Genomic DNA, 20676 nt, shown 5'->3' on the forward strand with positions numbered 1-20676 from the left:
AAAAACCTGCCCAATTTAGAGGCCATCAATCGGGTGGAAAAGCTACTGGGTTATACCAAAGAATACCTGGCGCCCGATCCGGATTCAAAAGGCACCCGCAGCTACCAACTGCTTGAGCTCAAGGTGGACCCCATCAATATTGGACTGGCTTATGCTTATGACCGAACCACTTCGATGGATGACCGTACCCATTTTTTAGGTTTCAGTGCCGCTCCTTTTTTGGGGATGACGGCAAAACTGGATCTTATCCAAATGGGAGCGGCGTATTGCAAGATAGAGCGTGTGGCAGCCAAATTCAGGGAGGCGGTGGCCCGCAGGAATTCAAATGATAAAAACTATTTAGATCTGGAATGTTGCATTATTTTGACATGCAATCTGTCCTTTCAATTGGGTGCCGCTTATAAACAAAAGCAGTGGACTTTTGACGCCGGTAATAAGAATGATTTGAAATTGAGTCTGGTAGGAAAAGCGAATGTCGCCTTTAAGACCCATATTATGATAGTAGAAGTCGCAATAGGAGTGGGTGGGGCTATAAAAACAGCGGCAGGTTTTGAACTTGATCAACATGATAAAGGGATCGATCTGGCTGGCTACCATAATGGAATTGTTGCGGAATTTGAGGTAGCTGTGGATGTAAAAGTAAATGATAAGCTGGAATCCAATTCAAAAAGTATAGTTAAAGCTCAGAAGAGGTGGAAATGGGTTGTTGCAGCCCCGTTAAAAGCCAGTGAATCCCCATTAAGAATTAACCTGATAGGGGAAGAACGGCTTATTACAAGACCGGAGATAGTCCCGGGTGCTGAAACAATATCGTGGGAAATGGGTTATGACTCTAACTTTAAGCCTAAGATGGATAACATCCCATTTATCACTGGATTTCCAAGGATGTGAGGATAAAAAATGAGATTAAAACTGTTATTGCTATTATTAGGAGTGATTATTATGTCAGGTTTAGGTGTGGTAGTAATGCAAGGAGCTAATGCAGATGAACCGCGGTTGTATATTCGCAGTTTATTCGATATTCAGTATGCTTTTTGTGATATTAAAACTAATGGTATAACAGGAATAGACAACCGTAATTCGGCCCGGGAAGGCCGGGGATTTGGTACCGCCAGTACAGCCTCCATGCTATTAATGGCTAATGGTGAAAATGAAGTCAGTCTGGAATTTGGTGCGTTGGGTTGGTTTTCCTCAAATGAAATGTCAGATAAAGCTCGTAATCACTTTAATCCTGAGGCTAAATGTACTCTGGAGCTAACCGCCATGCGTGGTAAAAAGAGTGAGGTGTTGACAGCGATAGAAGTGGTAATTGATAAAAATGGTCAGCCTGTAGCAATAACACCCGCAAATGAAGCGAAATATGCTGCTATTAGCACGCCGGTGGTGCGTCATATGATACAAGCAGAGAATGTAGAAGCTGGACATATAGATAAAAACTACTTTAATAGCCGGAAGTTTCCACCTAATATGACTTTATACCAATTTAGCCGTAGTGTAAGAATCAGTGGGTTACCTGAATGGGAATGGGTGAAGGCAACCCCTTATACAGATACTCCTGAACAGCGCCGACAATTGCAACAGGCTTATATGGCTGTCTGGCAGGCTTATAATGCAAAAGATGTGAATACTATCCGTAATCAACAAAAAATCTCTCTTAAAGCTTGGGCGTGGGCTACTAATGACAGTGAGGAGAATATCTTTGCTGACAAAGATTTTCATAATGATTTCAAAGAAAAAAGTTTTAAAATGAAACCGATTAATTGGAATGACTACAGGATTAAGATAATGAACCAGGGCAGAATGGTCAGACTGGTGAATAAATCAGAATTAGGAAATTCTCCAATATCCTATTATGTTGATGATGAAGATGGCGATACGGTTTTAGCTACTGTTGCGCCGATTTTCTCATTAATTAACGGTCGTTTTGTTCAGGTGATTTAATGGGTAGCAATATCGGGTTATTCGACCCGATATTTTTTTGTGATGGGAAATGCAATAAAAGTCGGTGATATCGATACAGCGTTTGGTGATTGTGAAGCGACACTGGGATTGTGAATTGGGTTAATATTAAAGTTGAATAATATTCCACTTATCACCGGGTTACCCGGAATGTGAGGATAAAATGAGATTAAAATGGTTATTGCTATTATTAGGCGTGATTACTATGTCTGGTTTAGGAGTAATGGTGATGTTTGGTGCTAATGCAAATGAGCCGCGGTTGTATATTCGCAGTTTATTCGATATCCAATATGCCTTTTGTGACATCAAAACCAATGGCGTAACGGGAATGGATAATCGAAATTCAGCCCGGGGCGGCCGGGGATTTGGTACTGCCAGTACGGCTTCCATGTTATTTATGACAAACGGTGAAAATGAAATCAGTCTGGAATTTGGCGCACTAGGCTGGTTTTCCCCGGATAAGCTATCAGATGAAACCCGTAACCACTTTAATCCTGAAGCGAAATGTAGTCTGGAATTGACGGCCATGCTAGGTAAAAAAAGTGAAGTATTGACGGCAATTGAAGTGGCAATTGATAAAAATGGTCAGCCTGTGGCAATAACGCCCGCAAATGAAGCGAAATATGCTGCTATTAGCACACCGGTGGTACGTCATGTGATACAGGCGGAAAAAATAGATGCTGGGCATATAGAGAAAAAGTATTTTGATCCGAAAGAATATCCACTCAATATGACCTTATACCGGTTTAGTCGTAATGTAAAAATTAGTGGATTGCCTGAATGGGAATGGGAGAAAGCAACTCCTTATACCGATACCCCGGAGCAACGCCAGCAATTACAACAAGCTTATGTAGCGGTCTGGCAGGCTTATAACGCTAAGGATTTGAATACACTCCGTGATCAACAAAAAGTTGCGCTTAGAGCCTGGGCTTGGGTTTCCGGTGAAAGTGAAGAGAGTGTTTTTGCTGATCAGTCTGTTTACCATAATATCAAAATAAAAAGTTTCAAAATGAAGCCAATTAATTGGGATGACTACAGAGTGAAAATAATGAATCAGGGAAGAATGGTCAGATTGGTGAATAAATCAGACCCAGAAAGTTCCCCAATATCCTACTATTACATTGATGAGGAAGATGGAGATACGATTTTGGCTACCGTCGCACCAGTCTTTTCATTAATTAATGGCCGTTTTGTTCAGGTAATTTAATGAGTAGCAATATCGGGTTATTTGACCCGATATTTTTTCGTGATGGGAAATGCAATAAAAGTCGGTGATATCGATACAGCGTTTGGTGATTGTGAAGCGACACTGGGATTGTAATTGGGTTAATATTAAAATTGAATAATATTCCACTTATCACCGGATTACCCGGAATGTGAGGATAAAATGAGATTGAAACTGTTATTGCTATTATTGGGAGTGATTATTATGTCAGGTTTAGGTGTGATGGTAATGCAAGGTGCTAATGCAAATGAACCGAGGTTGTATATTCGCAGTTTATTCGATATTCAGTATGCCTTTTGTGACATCAAAACCAATGGCGTAACGGGAATGGATAATCGAGATTCAGCCCGTGAAAGTCGGGGATTTGGTACTGCCAGTACGGCTTCCATGTTATTTATGACAAACGGTGAAAATGAAATCAGTCTGGAATTTGGCGCATTAGGCTGGTTTTCCCCGGATAAGCTATCAGATGAAACTCGTAACCACTTTAATCCTGAAGCGAAATGTAGTCTAGAATTGACGGCCATGCGTGGTAAAAAGAGCGAGGTACTGACGGCAATTGAAGTAGTGGTAGATAAAAATGGCCAGCCTGTGGCAATAACGCCAGCAAATGAAGCGAAATATGCTGCTATTAGCACGCCAGTGATACGTCATACGATTCAGGCAGAAAACGTAGAGGCTGGACATAAAGATAAAGACTATTTTGATATCCGAAAATTTCCACCTGATATGACTTTATATCGGTTTAGCCGAAATGTAAAAATCAGTGGCTTGCCTGATTGGGAATGGGAGAAAGCAACCCCTTATACCGATACGCCAGAGCAACGTAGGCAATTACAACAAGCTTATGTAGCGGTCTGGCAGGCTTATAACGCTAAGGATTTGAATACACTCCGTGATCAACAAAAAGTTGCGCTTAGAGCCTGGGCTTGGGTTTCCGGTGAAAGTGAAGAGAGTGTTTTTGCTGATCAGTCTGTTTACCATAATATCAAAATAAAAAGTTTCAAAATGAAGCCAATTAATTGGGATGACTACAGAGTGAAAATAATGAATCAGGGAAGAATGGTCAGATTGGTGAATAAATCAGACCCAGAAAATTCCCCAATATCCTACTATTACATTGATGAGGAAGATGGAGATACGATTTTGGCTACCGTCGCACCAGTCTTTTCATTAATTAATGGCCGTTTTGTTCAGGTAATTTAATGAGTAGCAATATCGGGTTATTTGACCCGATATTTTCTCTTGATGGGAGCAGTAAAAGAAAGCTATTATCGATTACACCAGAATAACTGGAAAAGATTGAGGGATTTGATTACGTCGATTAATCCAAACACTACTTACCGAGTTAAAAAGTATCGGTATTACGGCTGATCACAGTGTTAGGGGAATATTAAAGTTATTCTTCTCACGAAGATATCTATCTGTTGAAGAATCGCTTGCTCGTTGTAAACGTATATTGAATAATATCTGTGAACCGGGACATATGTGGGCTGAGACATTTCTATTGCAGGAGTTAGGCTATTCATCATCACCTTGGTTCCATTTTAAAGACTAATTATATTAATTTTGCCAGATATAGAGGAAGGAATATGGGTAATGCAGTAAAGATTGGTGATATTGGCACAGCGCATGGTGATTGTGAGGCGACAGCGGTTATTTCGGGATCGACCAGTGTGAAAGTTGACGGTATTCCTTTAGCTCGTCAGGGCGATAGTTTGGCGCCGCATTCATCTCATTCACGAATAATTGCCGGTGGTTCTAGCACCGTTTTTGTTGATGGTAAACCTGCGGCGAGAACCGGTGACGCGGTGAGTTGTGGTGGAATTGTGATTGGCGGCGGCAGTGTTAATATTGGTTAAGGAAAAAACATGCTCTCAGTTACTATGGAGAGTGTAATTTGTGATTGCTAGAATTTGGCTCCCTGTATTCTCGTTTACCCCGGTCACATAGCTAGTTATGCTCCCGGGGATTCGCTCCCTTACCATCTTGATGCATCTTGAAGTCCATAGGATATATATGTTCATTTCCTCTGCTTTCTTTTCTTTTTCTTGATATTATTTTTTCTTTCTATTTTCGAATGTCTCTGGCGTAGAGCGTCATCTTGTTCAGCCAGTTTAAACACAGCTTCTTTATTAATAAACCAAAAAGACAAACAGGCCGTTTGGACAATAATCAAGCTACAGAACAGGCGGATAATATCGTTTATAAAGATTAAATAAATGACCGCGACACAGAGTAAGTTAACAAAAACAGAGGTTAATAGACTGATAACCAATGTCTGAATAATCTGGCTAATTCCCGGTATTCGAGCAAAGGGAAGTAGGCATAACATTGCACCCACAGGGCCGAAAATCGCAGTGACGATTAAAATACCCGGATTATTACGGATGGCGTCAACAAATCCGAATAAATCAAATGGAATGGTAAACATGGGTTTTATCCTTGCATGGGGTTCAGCATTGGGCTAGGTTTATATCTTAATATCCGGGCGAAAATGATATTGGGAAACTGCCGGAGCCCGGTATTGTAAAGGGCAACACTTTCATTAAAGAATTCACGTCTGTCTGCAATCTGATTTTCCAGCAGAGTGATCTGTGTTTGCAAACGTTGAAAAGGTCGCTGACTGATTAGGGTCGGATAATTTTTTGCAAGTATCAGAAATGACAACAACTGATGTGCTAATGTATTACCCATTTTCACCTTTTCATTGGTTGTTTTTGCACTGGGGTAGTTTTTCCTGACTTCTGCTAGTTGCAGAAAGAACGATTTTTCATGGGCCATTGCTTGTTCTGTTATCGCGATAAGCTGTGGAATTAAATCAACCTGTTTTTTCAGTAAAATATCAATATTGGCAAACGCTTTATCCCGGTATCTTTTTAACATAACGATTTTATTAAAAACGCCTACGAGATAACGAACCGCAATGATCAGGATGACGGCCAGAATAAGAAAAGTGAGAAGATATCCACCCATTGCTGCTATCTCTAAAATAACCATTTCAGTAATGGAGATTCACGATAAAAAACCGTTAAATGATGAGACTGATATTCATAAGGAACGGTCAGAATAAAGGCAATCAGGATTGCTGCGCTAATGACAGTAATTGCAAGATTACGGCGCATTGGCGCAACTTCATTCCAGGTGCCCAAATATCCTTTAGAGGCAATCCCCAGTAATCTGTGAGGAGCAGCCTGAGTAATAACAATTTGATCGTCTTTTTCAATAGCTGTGCCAATAATTAAATACTTTTCATTTGGAAATAATAAGTACTCTTGGTAAGAAACGAAATCGGTTTCATCGTTCTGATAAGAAGAAAAATTCACAAATGTTAACGTTTCTGGCGTTGCATCAATACGGACTGAGCCTGAATCATCGGTCAAAGTGAATTGACGGATTTTTTCTTCCGAATGACGCAAAGAATAACGTTTATCGCCTTCTGAATCTTTTATGACATCATATTCATAATAACGATAGCCATAGCATAGCTTGTTACTCAGAGGACTTTTGAAGTGAGTTCCCTCTGTTATTTTTCCTTCTACTTCTACTAAGCCCATAGCGATTGAACGGATTTTTGATGTGGGCAAAATCTGCTGAAATTTAAGGAATTTTTTTTCCGGTGTTGTTTTCAGACCGTTATAGATAAATAGTAATAAAATTAAGCCAAATAAGGCGCCGGGTGAAACAAAAAAGGCAATCAGAAAAATGGCAATAGCCGCCGAGCCTAAAATCACTTTCCAAATTTCCTTGCTGGCAAATTTACCGGACTGCCGTGTTTGTCTATAATACTCTGCCGCGTTTTTCCCAAACGAAAAGATTAATATACAGGAAAAAACAAAAATAAAAGTAAAAAATAGCATAGTCATCATAAGGTTTACCATCTGATTTATTTAAATTTGATACCGTTATAGGTTTTTTCTTCCTGACAGATTTCTAATAAAGGCAGCCTCTGATAATGAAACATGCGGGCAAAAATCAGATCTGGGAATAGATAAATCGCCGTATTATACTCCGTTACTGCATCATTAAACATTTCGCGGCGATGAGCAATTTTATTTTCTAGATCCGTCACCGATGTCTGCAATTGTGAAAATTGGGAACCTGAAATTAGAGTCGGATAATTTTCAGCTACGGCCAGTACAGATCGGAATGCATTGTGCATTTCATTGGAGGCTTTGATTTTATCTGTGAGGCTATTGGCATTAAGATATACCTGCCGTGCATCACTTAACCGAGTAAAAATATCACGTTCATGTTCCATAGACTTTTCCAGCACGGTCACAAGCTGCGGGATCTGTTCTGCACGCTGTTTTAAAATAACATCGATATTGGCAAATGTATTGCTTGTCTGTTCTTTCAGGGCAATCAGGCGATTATAAATTGTAATTCCCCAGCCGATAAGACCTACAGCAATGAGAGAGATAATAATAGTGGTTATTGTCATCTTTTTCTCCACGAAAATTCGGTTATATTTATTGTTAAGTCATGCCCTCCCTGCTGACTGGCGTAGCACAGGGAAGGAGCCCACTTTGTTTAACCTGCCATAATCATTTAAAAATGAAAATACAGAAGTATTAAGAATACTATATCGAGGGCAGATTTAATTCAATAAGTGAAATTTTTTAAAAGAAGATTTAATTGCACTTACTATGAGAATTCAAGGGATATTAAAGCTATCTTTGCTATTTTTTGCTAATCTGGTTTTTGCCGCCGTTTAACTTTGTTATATCCAATTGAATTATTGAGAAGATTTCCAGTCCCGATACTTTTTGTAAATCGCTTTTCGGTACCGGAAGAACTGATATTGATAGCGGTTGATTTTGCATTGGCAAGACAAGGATAGCTTAAGAACTATCAAGGAGGGAAATATCGCTTCCTGTCATGTAAGGTGTCAAGATTTGGGCCATTGCCTGGCGGTATGTAATATTTCCTCACGGTCTTGAATGGTTTCTGGCATCCAAAATAATTGCATTACTTGGCTTCAAAACGGCGGAGTGTAGCTTTGCGGCGGGCTAAAAATTTAGCCTCGACTTGGTCGGCTGGAATTAGATTACCAGCATCGGCAGAAGCTTGGCTTATTTCTATTTGCCTGCGGAACCAAGCATCATGGGCATTCGTTGCCGCGGTAAAGTCATTTTTCAGGGCATCATCGACCCTAAAGGTAAAAGTAGTTTCGTTCATAGCTAATGATTCCACTGTAATGTGTTACAAAGTAAGTATAGTGTAGTACTTAAGTGGGTAGAATACTACCAGAAGGATAGTAAAATATAATATTTAGATAAATTTAAATCCGAAATAGTGTCACCTATTTGTAAAAAATTTATTATTGTCTGTTATTTATTCTCGTAAATAATATTGTGAATTTTTTATTTAAAATATCTTTAATGAGTGAGATGGTATATTGATAATCCTTAGTTAAATTAATAAATGAAAATGATAGTCATTGTTTTTAATTCTGGCTTGTTAAAGCTTAAAATTAATGTACCTTGATGATTAAATTATTGTTATATTATTTTAATGTCTTGGTGGTAATGTTTTGTTAAAATATAATTTCATTTAATATAACCAAGTATTAACCACAATGAATAGTTAATACTTGGCAATAAAATAAATAACCAAGTTAAAATAAATCATATATACCCAATGGATTTCAAGATGCATCGCGACGGCAAGGGAGCGAATCCCCGGGAGCATAGCGAACTATGTGACCGGGGTGAGTGAGAGCAGCCAACAAAGAGGCAACTTGAAAGATAACGGGTAATATTAGAGTTTCTCTCCATTAACGGCTGACCAATGATAAGGTTGCAGTTCACGTATAGCTTTAAATAACAGTTCATTTTTATCATTGGTAACCGCGGCTTTTACTGAGCCTCCCCAATGAACCAGACGTTCCTGACATATTCCACATGGCGTCAAAATGATATATTCACAGCCGGCATCTTCACGGTAGAGACATAAAGAGTGTGTTACCGCTTCATTCAATTTATGGGCTTCTAAATAAGCGCCAACTTCCATACAAAGGGATAATGCGTCAATTTTGGTATCAGGGGCAATGCTGGTTAAGATTTTGCCCGATTCTGTCCGTACTGAGGCAGCGCCGCCTCGTCCTTTAGGGTATCGTTTTTCAATTAAGTTAACTGCGGCATTATATAACTCTTGTTCTATATTCATTAATTTATTACTCCGTTCTAATTAGCTTATTTTTTCTATGTTAATAACATCTTTGAAAATAATCTGTTAGTTCATAATAAAATGCGCTTGTTTTTCTCTTATCGACAAGATTTTATAGTATAGAACAGTACGATTTATTTTGTGTAGAATACTTATAATTTTTTTAGATCAATTCCGGTTTAAAGAATGCCCTTAAATAACCATACCACTGATAATAATTGCCAGTCGGTTAAATAATTCACTAAACATACGCTCGGTAAATGGCGCTAACATCGGGATTAAAAGCGTGAGTACCAATATGCCGGTAGTCAGTGTTAACGGAAAACCGACCACAAAGATGGAAAGTTGTGGTGTCATCCGGTTTAAAATCCCCAATGATAAATTCAGTGTTAATAATAGCGTTATTAATGGTAGAGCCAGCATCATGCCGTTGATAAATATCATGCTGGCGCTTTGTGCTAGCAATAAAAATCCTTCGGCGCTAAGTTGCAGTGGTTGTATTGGAAGAATCTGGAAGGTATCCGCTAGAACCGATAATAGCCATAGGTGACCATCAAAGGCCAGAAATAATAATAAGGTCAAGAGGTTAAAGATGCGTGCCAATATAGGCATATTAGGGCCGCCGGAGGGATCAAAAAAGGTAGCGAATGAAAGTCCCATCTGTAAACCAATTATTTCACCGGCATGACGTACTGCTGCAAAGGCAATTTGCATTGTCAGGCCAAGTGATGCCCCAATTAAGATTTGCTGGAGCATCACCCAGAATGCCGCAACAGAGAAAATAGGCACTTGCGCAGGTTGCAGGTTTGGCATCAAGAGCAGTGTAACCATCACCGCCAGTCCAATTTTGACTTTCTTAGGCGCCTGTTTTTCACTGAATAATGGCGCAGTACTGAACAGCGCAAGCACCCGAACCAGCGGCCAGAAAAATTCACTGACGAACTGGATCAGCATTTCACTGTTAAAAGAGATCATAATTAGCCAATTATCACGGGTATGCTGCTGTAGAGCTCACGCATGTAGTCCAACAATAGGTTTAACATCCAGGGTCCGGCGATAACGGTCGTGACAAATACCGCCAGAATTTTGGGAATAAATGACAGCGTCATTTCGTTAACCTGTGTTGCAGCTTGCAACAAGCTCACAATTAAACCACACAATAGAGCCGCTAACAGCAGCGGCGCCGCTAACGCCAGTGCGACTTTCATGGCTTCTGTTCCCAATGCCATGACTGATTCAGGAGTCATAATGTCTGTCTCTTTTCAGGTCAACCATAAAAACTTTGTGCCAGAGAACCCAGTAGTAATTGCCAGCCGTCAACTAAGACAAATAGCATGAGTTTAAAGGGCAGTGAGATAGTGGCGGGCGGCACCATCATCATCCCCAACGCCATTAATACGCTGGCGACTACTAGGTCAATAATCAGAAATGGGATAAACAGCGTAAAACCAATCTGAAAAGCGGTTTTCAATTCGCTGGTGATAAATGCCGGCATTAATACTCGCATAGGAACGGAATCGGCAGTTTCAAATGGCGGTTGATCAGCAAGACGAGCAAATAACGCTAAATCGTTTTCCCTTGTCTGACGCAACATAAATTGCCGCAATGGCTTGGCGCCATTTTCTAAAGCGGTTTCCAGACTGATTTTATCTTCACTGAAAGGTAGATAAGCATCTTGATAAACTTTATCGAAAACCGGTGACATAATGAAAAACGTCATAAATAACGCCAGTCCAAGTAAAACCTGATTAGGCGGCGCCGATGGGGTGCCTAAAGCATTACGCAGTAAACCCAACACGATAATAATGCGGGTAAAACTGGTCATCATGAGTAAGGCTGCGGGAATAAAGGTCAGCGCGGTAATGAAAACTAATGTCTGAACTGGTAGTGACCAACTTTGCCCGCCGTTTGCCAGTGGTTGGCTGATGATGCCCGGCAACTGTGCCGCGGCATCCAGCGGTAAAATAAGCGCAGCGAGTATCATCCCCAGGCGGCATGACAAGGCAAACTTATCCCTTGGTATAAAGAAAGAACTATTTTTTTTCATCATCTTTGCCTTGTCGCATCAGCGTATTTTTTAAAATCTGACCAAACAGCGCTGCTGGTTTTATAGCTTGCCCTTCGGTGTTATCACGGTCGGACTCAGGTATTGGCATCTGATGTAATAAATTAATTTGTTGAGCAGTGACGCCCAGTACCAGCCAGTTATCTTCAACTTCCACAATAACGACGCGTTCACGTTGTCCCAGAGAGCAACTGGCTTTGATACTTAATTGTTGCTGAGTTTTCCCTTTGTTGGAAAACAGCCCCATACGGCGTATCAACCAAGTGAGGGTGAAAATCAATAGCAGCACTCCCGCCAGTGCGCTGCTGACTTGCATCAGCGTCTGACCTGCGGGCAGTGGCGCAGATGCGGCGACTTGAGTAACCGCTTGGGTTTGCGCGACAGGTTCTGCCGCGCCATTATGCAGAGAGGGCTGGAAAGCCATATTAACGACTCAGGCGACGCATACGTTCAGAAGGGGTGATGATATCCGTGATACGGATGCCGTATTTATCGGATACAACCACAACTTCACCCTGAGCGATCAGATATCCATTGATTAAAATATCCAACGGCTCCCCGGCAAGGCCATCAAGGGAAACAACCGAACCTTGAGATAATCTCAATAGCTGTTTGATGGTCATTTTGGTCCGGCCCAGTTCTACGGATAATTTGACCGGAATATCCAGAATCAGGTCGATATCCGATAAGTGAGCCAGTGTATCCTGAGGCTCCAGAGATTCAAAAATTGACGCGCTACTGTCAGAGGTTTGTTGTTGCGCGGCCTGTTGTTCCAGAGCTTCTGCCCACATATCTTCGGCAGATCCGGTTGAAGCGGTATCTGTGGGTTGCTTAGCATCACTCATTGGGCTGTTCCTCATCCAGAGCATTTAAAACAGGGTTAATAAGATGTTCGACACGCAGGGCATATTGCCCGTTTAATGTTCCGTACTGACTGGTGAGCACCGGCACACCATCGACGTGAACGATCAGGCGTTCGGGTTTATCAATAGGTAAAATATCGCCCGGCTGGAGTTGCAGGATTTTTGACAGCCTCAGCGGGATATCAACAAAGTTAGCGACCAATTCTAGCTCTGAATGCTGAACCTGTTTTACCAGGCTTTCTCGCCACAGGCTGTCTTCTTGCCGCACATTGTCCAGCGGTGGATTGGTTAGGCGTTCCCGTAGGGGTTCGATCATGGCAAACGGAATACAGATGTTAAATTCGCCGCTCAACGCCCCAATTTCCACTTGAAACGGCGTTGTCACCACAATATCGTTCGGTGATGTCGTGATGTTGGTGAATTTCACCTGCATTTCAGAGCGAACGTATTCCACTTCAATTTTGAAAATGGCGCTCCAGGCGTCACGATAGGAATCCAGCGCCATACGTAACATCCGGTTAATCACTCGTTGCTCAGTATGGGTGAATTCACGGCCTTCCACTTTGGTCGGGAAACGTCCGTCACCGCCAAACAGGTTGTCTACCGCGATGTAAACCAAGCTTGGCGCGAATGCGAACAGCGCTGTTCCTCTCAACGGTTTCAGATGAACCAGATTAAGGTTGGTCGGTACTGCCAGATTACGGGCGAATTCGTGATAAGGCTGAATTTTTATTGCGCCGACGGTAATGTCAGGACTACGGCGGAGCATGTTAAATAGCCCCATCCTGAAATGACGGGCAAAGCGTTCATTAATAATTTCCAGTGCTTGCAGACGTTCCCGAATAACACGGCGTTGGGTATTAGGATCATAAGGACGAACCTCATTTTCCCTGGACGCGGTATTTTCTGCGTCGTCACTGGCGCTGTCGCCATTGAGCAGAGCATCAATCTCTGCCTGTGAAAGAATATTGTCACTCATGGTGATTATCGCAGAATAAACGTGGTAAACAGCACATCGGTGATGACCTGATCCGGCTCACCGGGCACCAAGGTTGGAAGAAGTGTTTGCTTGATGTCGTCCATCAGACGCAATTTACCGCTGTCATGCGCCAGATCGGCTGATTTCTGGCGTGATAATAGCAATAACATACGGCTACGAACTTCCGGCAGATACTCGTGGAAGCGCTGGCGAGTTTTTTCATCGGCTAAACGTAAAGTCACGCCAATGTAGAGCACTCGGTCAAAGTGATCTTCATTGTCGATCAGGTTGACGGTAAAAGGTTCCAGAGTCATAAAGACCGGGGTTTCTATGGCTTTGGATGCTGTAGAGTCACTCTCTTTTGCCTGTTTAAGCGCCCACCAACTGTATCCCCCGATGGCGGCGCCGATAACGGCAATCAGTACTAACAGTATCATTCCAAATGGATTTTTGCGTTTACGCTCGTAGCTATAGTCAGACATGGACAGACAAATTCCTGTTTTTGTTGCGGATAAATGTCCACGCGTTCCGTGGTGGACTGGCTTATCCATCAATATCGATGATCATTATCCCGCGTATTTCCGTAGGCAATAGCTGGAACAAACGGGGAAAAAACTACTAACTCGTTCGTTTGTTGTGAGCCTTGTTTATACCCGTTATCTTTCAAGTTGCCTCTTTGTTGGCTGCGCTCGCTCACCCCGGTCACATAGTTTGCTATGCTCCCGGGGATTCTCTCTCTTGCCGTCGCGATGCATCTTGAAATCCATAGGGTATATACCTTCCCTCATCAGGCGAAAATATCCACACCTCCCCGAGCCGATGCCAGTTGATGAGGGGTTAAACGTACTGTGGATTCGGTAGCGGAATGGTTTTCTGAGGCGGTATCAGCATTGTGACTTGCGGTTCCGCCTGAATGTTGTGAATCAGAGCGTTGTTCTTGTTGCCACGGGCTGGCGTTGTCACTGCTGACACTGCTTTGGGTCAGTTGAATACCACTTTCTGCCAGTGCATGGCGAAGTCCAGGTAATGCTGCTTCCAGCGCCGCCCGGACATGGCTGTGAGCCGATGCCAGATGTAATTGCGCTTGATTATCTTCAACAGACATACGGATTTGCAATGCGCCTAGCTCTTGTGGATGCAGGCGTAATTCTGCCTGTTGCAGGCCATTGCGGTTGAATAAAATAATTTGCTGGTTTAGTTGTTGTTGCCACTCTTCACTACCTAACTGGGCATTCAGTAATGGGGTAGAAGCGCTGGATAACTGAAACTGGGCTGTCTGATTGTGTCCTGCGGAGAGCAGGGGAGAGGTTGTTACAGAGGAGATTTGCTGATTTTCAGCGGCGGCCGGCGCGTGTTGGATCTCAGCTTGAGCGGTGGTCTGAATCAGTGCGGATTCACGCGGATGATTTTGCGTTGCGCTTTCAGCTTGAATTCCGTGCTGAATGGTTGTCGAAGCAAGCTTGGGCTTTACTGGAGAATGTTGCGCCAGACCATTTTCAGGTTTGGTTTTAAAAAGCTCTTCTTCCTGTTTTAGCTGTTCTGGAGTCGCTGTCTGAGGGCTTTCTTCGGTTGATAATCCCATAGCGACTAATTCTTTAGCGCTAATTTGACGGTTTTTATCATTATGCTTGGTGAGTCCGTCAGGTTGGAGGCCGTTTTTCTGGTTTTCTGATTTGATGGCTAACCCGGATAATTGTATGGGTAAACTTGCCGCCAGCTCTTCTGCTGACATGAGTTGTTCATCAACAGGAGCTGGTTGTTTATTGGCATCTGCTTTTGCATCAAGGGGAATCAGCGAGGAGGTAATAGACTCCGTGGGTATTTCATTTAGGATAGATAATTTATTTGAGATAGATAGTTCATTTGAAATAGGTAATTCAGTTGAAGTAGATAATTCAGTTGAAGTAGATAATAGTGGCGACAAATCGTTGTTTGTATCATCTGTAATTTCTTTTTCTTCTTTGGATGACGCTTTTCCTGGTTTAACCGCACCTTTTGGTGCCAGTTCGGTTTCCAGATTAAGAAACTGAGCAAAAGCCGAAGGCTGATCGGCATCAGGGCGTGAATCACTGCGAGTGGGTTGGTTTTCTGTCGGTTTCAGGTCGGCAGGCAAAAGAGTGAGATTCATTATTTATTTCTCCGTTGTGCGCTACGTTGGGCATACTCATCCATCTGTTTCTGCTCCATTCTGTTCTGATGTAATCTTCGGTTATTATCTGCCCGTTGTTGCAAAGTATCGAAAGCATTGAGGCGCTGTTGTTTTTCCCGCCACTGTGATAAAGCCGTATCAAGCCGCTGTTGCCATTGATTGAGTTGCAATTTGTGCTGTTCAATCGCTTTTTCCAGCGTTTTCATGAATTGCTGATAATTTTGCCAAGTGGTGCATGGCATACCATTACTCAGTGTGTCATTCAGGCGTTCCCGGTACTCATCCTGATAGCCCATCAACGTTGCGAGTTGTTGCTCCATTTGCTGATGGTTCTGACGAACTTGCGCCAGGTGAGTGGCGGCTTTTTCCACTGCATTTTGTGCAAGGTCACGCAAGGTCATGAGAGGTGATTGTTGCTGCATCTTATTCCTCGCTTTAATGGCAACACCCAGAAAATCGTTACGTTACGTAGGTAACAACTGTTGTAATTGAATGCAGGCCGCTTCATATTCACTACGCTCTTCAATATCTTGCTGTAGAAATTGCGCCATGTAGGGATAGAGCTCAATGGCTTTGTCCAATAGCGGATCACTGCCTGCCGCATAAGCACCGACGTTAATCAGATCACGGTTACGCTGATAGCTTGCAAGTAGTTGCTTGAACTGCTGTACCCGCCGGTAGTGCGGCTTATCAATGAGTGCGGTCATCGCGCGGCTGATAGAGGCTTCAATATCAATTGCCGGGTAATGCCCTGATTCTGCCAGCGAACGGGAGAGGACGATGTGACCATCCAGAATTGCACGGGCCGCATCGGCTATCGGGTCTTGTTGATCATCACCTTCGGTGAGTACGGTGTAGAACGCGGTAATTGAGCCGCCGCCGTTTACTCCATTCCCTGCACGTTCCACCAGCGCCGGCAGTTTGGCGAAAACCGAAGGCGGGTAACCTTTGGTTGCCGGCGGCTCGCCAATGGCCAGAGCAATTTCACGTTGCGCCATACTGTAGCGGGTCAATGAATCCATAATCAGCAATACATGTTTACCCCGATCACGAAAATCTTCAGCGATACGGGTGGCGTAGGAAGCGCCTTGCATGCGTAACAGAGGCGAGATATCGGCAGGCGCGGCGACAACCACTGAGCGCGCTAAGCCGGCGGCGCCGAGGATGTTTTCAATAAAGTCTTTAACTTCGCGGCCACGTTCACCGATCAAGCCAACGACAATTACATCAGCCTGTGTGTAACGGGCCATCATGCCAAGCAGGACACTTTTACCGACCCCAGAACCGGCAAACAACCCCATACGCTGCCCGCGACCTACGGTCAGTAGGGCATTAATCGCTCGTACACCGACATCCAGTACATCGCTGATTGGTGTACGTTGCAGAGGATTGATTGGCGGTGTGGTGAGCGGGGCGCGATAACCGGTATCTGGCGACGGCAAACCATCCAATGGACGACCGGCGCCATCCAAAACTCGTCCTAACAGTTCCGGGCCAAGTGGTAACTGGCGCCCACTACCGCAATCTTCGCTGTATGGGCGCGCGTATACCCGGGCGCCGGGGACAATGCCTTCCAGATCTTCAAGTGGCATGAGGAGAAGTTTTTCGCCATTAAAACCGACAACTTCACTTTCAACTTCTTCAATATTGTTGCCATTTTGTCGCTCAATCAGGCAGGTTGCCCCCAGAGGCAGATGTAAACCCGTTGCCTCCATCACCAGCCCGGTCGCTCTGGTCAGACGTCCATAACGACGCACTGGCGAGGTTTTCGCTAGTTTCTGCTCAAAAGCATCCAGTGTCGCCAGCCAGCGCCCGAGTCTTGCTGTCATTACAATTCCCCCGGTGCGGCCAGCCGGCACAACTCGTGCCAGCGGGTTGCCAGACTGGCATCCAAATCGCCTTCATCTGCACTGATTTTGCAACCGCCAGGGTGCAGTTTGCTATCTGCCAGTAAGCGCCAGCCGTGTAACGAGAGAGTGTTGCCTAATTGTTGTTCAACCATTGGCATATCCCGTGGATGAACCCGCAATTGAGGTTTACCACTCAACATCGGTTCCTGTTGAATAAATTCGCGGATTTGATTGAGTAGGGCAGTGCCGTCACAAATCGCGGGCTGACCTAAGATCTGTTTTGCAGCGGTCAGTGACAGTTGCATCAAGCGGGATGCAATGATTGTGTCAAGTCCTTCCAGTGAATGTTGGAAATCGGCTAACAGATTTTGCCACTGCTCTGTGATAGGTTTCTGTTGCTGAATAGCCTCTTGCAACCCCTGTTCCAAACCGGATTCTAAGCCAGCTTGGTAGCCTTTTTCATAACCTTGCGCTTGACCTTCGCTAAATCCCTGTTCATGGCCTGCCTGTCGTGCCTGCTCTTTCAGGTTATCCAGCATTGCCGCCTGTTCAAGGATTTCATTACGCTCCAAGTCTTCCTGTGGGTCATCAACGGGCTCTGGTTTAGCCCGTAGTTTTTCCCACTGTGTCAGTTCGTTTGGTTTCCAGGGTTGCCAGTTAGCATTGTTTAACTTATCAGACATAGCTATCGTCGCCGCCATTCAGGATAATCTCGCCGCTTTCCGCCAGACGACGAACAATAAGCAGAATCGCTTTCTGTTCGCTTTCCACTTGCGACATACGTACCGGACCACGGTTTGCCAGGTCATCGCGCATAATCTCTGCGGCACGTTGAGACATATTGTTGAGGAAATGATCGCGCAGTTGCTGATTGCAGCCTTTCAGTGCAATGAGCAGGGAGTCAGTGGTGATTTCTTGCAACAGGCGTTGGATACTGCGGTCATCCACATCGACAAGGTTTTCGAACAGGAACATTTCATCGATGATTTTTTGTGCCAGCTCGTTATCGTAGGCGCGCATGGCTTCGATAACATTCTCTTCTTGCTGACTTTTCATCAGGTTGATAATTTCAGCCGCGGTACGAATGCCGCCCATTTTGCTACGCTTGAGATTCTGGCCGTCTAACAAGTTATTGAGCACTTCTGTGAGTTCAGCTAGTGCCGCCGGCTGTACGCCGCCAAAAGTCGCAATACGTAGCATGATATCGTTGCGTAATTTGTCATCAAACAGTGCAAGGATATCGGCTGCTTGCCCGCGATTTAAGTGAACCAGAATGGTGGCGATAATCTGTGGATGCTCGTCACGGATCATATCGGCTGCCATTTGAGGTTCCATAAAGTTGAGGGTCTCAATACCGGTAGTGGTTTCACGGGATTCGAGAATATCCTCAAGCAGACTGGAAGCACGTTCTTCACCTAGCGCTTTAATTAGCACCGAACGCAAATAGTCACTGGCGTTGATACTCAGTGCTGCATACTGGCCGGCATCTTCTTCAAACTCTGCCAATACATCCACCAGTTGCTGGTTAGAAACTTGGCGCATACCCGCCATTGTGATACTGAGTTGCTGGACTTCCCTGGAGTTCAGGTGTTTAAACACCTCGGCCGCCTGATCTTCTCCCAGGGTCATTAACATGACGGCGCTTTTTTCTGTTCCGTTCAGGCTCATTGTTCGTTACTCATCCATTGACGGATCACCAGCGCCACTACGCGAGGATCTTTTTCTGCCAGTTCGCGGATGCGTTGGCTTTGAATTTCAGCACTGACTCGTTGACGCGTCAGTCTCTGGCGTGTTTTTTCATCCATTTCCGCACTTGATTCAGTTACTTGTTTTTTCTGAACTTTCTGTGCTTCAAGGGCGGCTTTTTCCGCAGCGCGTTTTTTGGCAAGTTGAGGAACCACCATTTTGCGCCACAGCAGCCATGCCACCAGAATCAATAGCAGGTAACGGCCAAAATCAAAGGCTTTTTCCAACAGAACTGGGTTCTGCCAGACAGGAATAACCTCGATATTTTCTTTGCTTTCCGTAAATGGCGTGTTAACCACATTCAAGCTGTCGCCACGCTCTTTAGAAAAGCCCATCGCTTCTCTGGTCAGCGCTTCTATTTTTGCCAATTGCTCAGGTGTTAATGCCTGAGTTTCCGGGCCATTTTTGCCTTCCACCGTGACATAATTGACGACAACGGCAACGGATAAGCGTTCAACACCGCCGGCTTGCTGTTGCACATGGCGAATAGTCCGGTCCACTTCATAGTTTGTGGTTTCGTCACGGCGGTTATTGCGATTATTGTTCGCCATGCGCTCGGTACTGTTACCCGCGGATGAGGCTTTCTTATCGCTCTTGTCGCTTTTATTGTTCTCTTTGGTATTAGGTTTATCAATCGGCGCACTCGGCGGCGGGCTTGGTTGATTGGAAAGTGCGCCGGGAATACCGCCAACCATAGGCCCGCCGCTCTGTTCGCTTTCACTCAACTGTTTTGAGCGAACCGCAGCCTGATTAGGAGGTTGATTAGGTTTATATTCTTCCGCTGTCTCTTCACGGCGTGAAAAATCCACCTGTGCTGTCACTTGTGCGTGAACGTTACCACGACCGACAACCGGGGTTAGAATCGCTTCGATACGATGCTGGAAGCGATTTTCCACTTCCTGAATGTATTTCAGTTGACTGGTATTTAGATCGCGCCCGGTGGCGTCGGCTTGGGTTAATAGACGTCCGGTCTGATCAACGATGGTGACATTGCCCGGTGGTAAGCCAGCGACACTACTGGAAACCATATGAACGATGGCGTTTATCTGTCCTTCATCCAGGGTCCGGCCTTGCAGTAATCCAACGGTCACGGAAGCTGAGGGCGATTTCTGTTCACGGACAAACAGCGAGGGTTTGGGGAGTGCAAGGTGAACACGGGCATTTTGCACCGGCCCTAAAGATTCAATGGTACGTGACAGTTCACCTTCCAATGCCCTTTGGTAGTTAACTTGCTCACTAAATTGGCTGATCCCAAACTTTTCTTTATCGAGTAGTTCGAATCCAGCAGCTCCACCCTTAGGCAACCCTTGTTGCGCCAATCTTAGTCGTGTCTCATGCACCTGTTCGGCAGGGATCATGATCGCAGCGCCATTTTCGGCAAAACGGTAAGGGATATTTAATTGGGTTAATTGGGTGACAATATCGCCGCCATCTTTATCGCTTAGATTACTGTAAAGCACCCGGTAATCGGGGCTGCGTAACCACAGGAAAAGGGCAATGACAATCGCAACGGCTGCGCTGCCGGCAACTAATAATGGCACTTTAGGATCAGCTTTTATCTGGTTAATGATAGCACTGAAACCTTTAGTTTGATTTTCAACGTCAGTTGTTGCGGCACTCATAGACGATCCTTGCCTTGCTGTTCAACATGAATACTAAAAGCGTGGCG

23 protein-coding genes and 1 pseudogene are annotated in these 20676 nt (G+C 44.2%); 5 read left to right on the forward strand and 19 right to left on the reverse strand.

Annotated features, from left to right (window positions below):
• From V2H77_RS13595 to V2H77_RS13615, 5 genes and pseudogenes are all read left to right on the forward strand, one after another.
• Positions 1-891 (forward strand): annotated as a pseudogene (locus V2H77_RS13595) (hypothetical protein); the annotation flags it as partial.
• Positions 892-900: 9 nt separating this feature from the next.
• Positions 901-1941 (forward strand): hypothetical protein, encoded by a 1041-nt coding sequence (locus V2H77_RS13600; protein ID WP_341499233.1) that lies wholly within the window; start codon positions 901-903, stop codon positions 1939-1941.
• 181 nt (positions 1942-2122) lie between these two features.
• Positions 2123-3166, forward strand: coding sequence for a hypothetical protein (locus V2H77_RS13605; RefSeq protein WP_341499234.1), 1044 nt, complete (start codon positions 2123-2125; stop codon positions 3164-3166).
• A 222-nt stretch (positions 3167-3388) separates the two neighbouring features.
• The gene (locus tag V2H77_RS13610; RefSeq protein ID WP_341499235.1) at positions 3389-4390 is read left to right on the forward strand and encodes a hypothetical protein; all 1002 of its coding nucleotides are present in this window, start codon (positions 3389-3391) and stop codon (positions 4388-4390) included.
• Between the two features lie 386 nt (positions 4391-4776).
• Positions 4777-5046, forward strand: coding sequence for a type VI secretion system PAAR protein (locus V2H77_RS13615; protein ID WP_341499236.1), 270 nt, complete (start codon positions 4777-4779; stop codon positions 5044-5046).
• A 161-nt stretch (positions 5047-5207) separates the two neighbouring features.
• Here V2H77_RS13615 and V2H77_RS13620 read toward each other — a convergent pair whose 3' ends face one another.
• The 19 genes from V2H77_RS13620 to fliF form a co-directional block, all read right to left on the reverse strand.
• The gene (locus tag V2H77_RS13620; RefSeq protein ID WP_341499237.1) at positions 5208-5618 is read right to left on the reverse strand and encodes a hypothetical protein; all 411 of its coding nucleotides are present in this window, start codon (positions 5616-5618) and stop codon (positions 5208-5210) included.
• A gap of 5 nt (positions 5619-5623) precedes the next feature.
• The gene (locus tag V2H77_RS13625; protein WP_341499238.1) at positions 5624-6160 is read right to left on the reverse strand and encodes a LemA family protein; all 537 of its coding nucleotides are present in this window, start codon (positions 6158-6160) and stop codon (positions 5624-5626) included.
• An 11-nt stretch (positions 6161-6171) separates the two neighbouring features.
• Entirely contained in the window at positions 6172-6918 is a 747-nt protein-coding gene (locus V2H77_RS13630; RefSeq protein WP_341499239.1) for a hypothetical protein, read from the reverse strand.
• Positions 6919-7070: 152 nt separating this feature from the next.
• The gene (locus tag V2H77_RS13635; protein WP_341499240.1) at positions 7071-7628 is read right to left on the reverse strand and encodes a LemA family protein; all 558 of its coding nucleotides are present in this window, start codon (positions 7626-7628) and stop codon (positions 7071-7073) included.
• Between the two features lie 527 nt (positions 7629-8155).
• Positions 8156-8365: a hypothetical protein gene (locus V2H77_RS13640; protein WP_341499241.1), complete on the reverse strand. Its 210-nt coding sequence runs from the start codon at positions 8363-8365 to the stop codon at positions 8156-8158.
• A gap of 582 nt (positions 8366-8947) precedes the next feature.
• On the reverse strand, positions 8948-9355 hold the full coding sequence (locus V2H77_RS13645; protein WP_341499242.1) for a cytidine deaminase: 408 nt from the start codon (positions 9353-9355) through the stop codon (positions 8948-8950).
• A 192-nt stretch (positions 9356-9547) separates the two neighbouring features.
• A complete protein-coding gene (gene fliR, locus V2H77_RS13650; protein ID WP_341499243.1) occupies positions 9548-10330 on the reverse strand; it encodes a flagellar biosynthetic protein FliR in 783 nt (260 codons plus the stop codon).
• Between the two features lie 2 nt (positions 10331-10332).
• Positions 10333-10602 carry a flagellar biosynthesis protein FliQ gene (gene fliQ, locus V2H77_RS13655; protein ID WP_049581963.1) on the reverse strand — a complete coding sequence of 90 codons (270 nt, stop codon included), beginning with the start codon at positions 10600-10602 and terminating at the stop codon, positions 10333-10335.
• Between the two features lie 20 nt (positions 10603-10622).
• Positions 10623-11339, reverse strand: a complete 717-nt coding sequence (fliP, locus tag V2H77_RS13660) for a flagellar type III secretion system pore protein FliP (RefSeq protein ID WP_214053280.1) — start codon at positions 11337-11339, stop codon at positions 10623-10625.
• A 49-nt stretch (positions 11340-11388) separates the two neighbouring features.
• The gene (fliO, locus tag V2H77_RS13665; RefSeq protein WP_341499244.1) at positions 11389-11844 is read right to left on the reverse strand and encodes a flagellar biosynthetic protein FliO; all 456 of its coding nucleotides are present in this window, start codon (positions 11842-11844) and stop codon (positions 11389-11391) included.
• Position 11845: 1 nt separating this feature from the next.
• Positions 11846-12265 carry a flagellar motor switch protein FliN gene (fliN, locus tag V2H77_RS13670; protein WP_049581960.1) on the reverse strand — a complete coding sequence of 140 codons (420 nt, stop codon included), beginning with the start codon at positions 12263-12265 and terminating at the stop codon, positions 11846-11848.
• Complete coding sequence (gene fliM / locus V2H77_RS13675) at positions 12258-13262, reverse strand: flagellar motor switch protein FliM (protein WP_265380716.1); 1005 nt, start codon at positions 13260-13262, stop codon at positions 12258-12260. The genes fliN and fliM overlap by 8 nt, the downstream gene beginning before the upstream one ends.
• 5 nt (positions 13263-13267) lie before the next feature.
• Positions 13268-13744: a flagellar basal body-associated protein FliL gene (gene fliL, locus V2H77_RS13680; protein WP_265380715.1), complete on the reverse strand. Its 477-nt coding sequence runs from the start codon at positions 13742-13744 to the stop codon at positions 13268-13270.
• 305 nt (positions 13745-14049) lie between these two features.
• On the reverse strand, positions 14050-15390 hold the full coding sequence (locus tag V2H77_RS13685) for a flagellar hook-length control protein FliK (protein ID WP_341499245.1): 1341 nt from the start codon (positions 15388-15390) through the stop codon (positions 14050-14052).
• Positions 15390-15833 carry a flagellar export protein FliJ gene (fliJ, locus tag V2H77_RS13690; protein ID WP_341499246.1) on the reverse strand — a complete coding sequence of 148 codons (444 nt, stop codon included), beginning with the start codon at positions 15831-15833 and terminating at the stop codon, positions 15390-15392. The genes V2H77_RS13685 and fliJ overlap by 1 nt, the downstream gene beginning before the upstream one ends.
• Positions 15834-15875: 42 nt before the next feature.
• On the reverse strand, positions 15876-17240 hold the full coding sequence (gene fliI / locus V2H77_RS13695) for a flagellar protein export ATPase FliI (protein WP_341499247.1): 1365 nt from the start codon (positions 17238-17240) through the stop codon (positions 15876-15878).
• On the reverse strand, positions 17240-17944 hold the full coding sequence (fliH, locus tag V2H77_RS13700) for a flagellar assembly protein FliH (RefSeq protein WP_341499248.1): 705 nt from the start codon (positions 17942-17944) through the stop codon (positions 17240-17242). Before fliH ends, fliI begins: the two co-directional genes overlap by 1 nt.
• Entirely contained in the window at positions 17937-18929 is a 993-nt protein-coding gene (fliG, locus tag V2H77_RS13705) for a flagellar motor switch protein FliG (RefSeq protein WP_088371897.1), read from the reverse strand. Before fliG ends, fliH begins: the two co-directional genes overlap by 8 nt.
• The gene (gene fliF, locus V2H77_RS13710) at positions 18926-20629 is read right to left on the reverse strand and encodes a flagellar basal-body MS-ring/collar protein FliF (protein WP_341499249.1); all 1704 of its coding nucleotides are present in this window, start codon (positions 20627-20629) and stop codon (positions 18926-18928) included. Before fliF ends, fliG begins: the two co-directional genes overlap by 4 nt.
• Between the last annotated feature and the right edge of the window lie 47 nt (positions 20630-20676).

The sequence above is a fragment of the Photorhabdus sp. P32 genome, assembly GCF_038085095.1.
Classification (GTDB): Bacteria; Pseudomonadota; Gammaproteobacteria; order Enterobacterales; family Enterobacteriaceae; genus Photorhabdus; species Photorhabdus luminescens.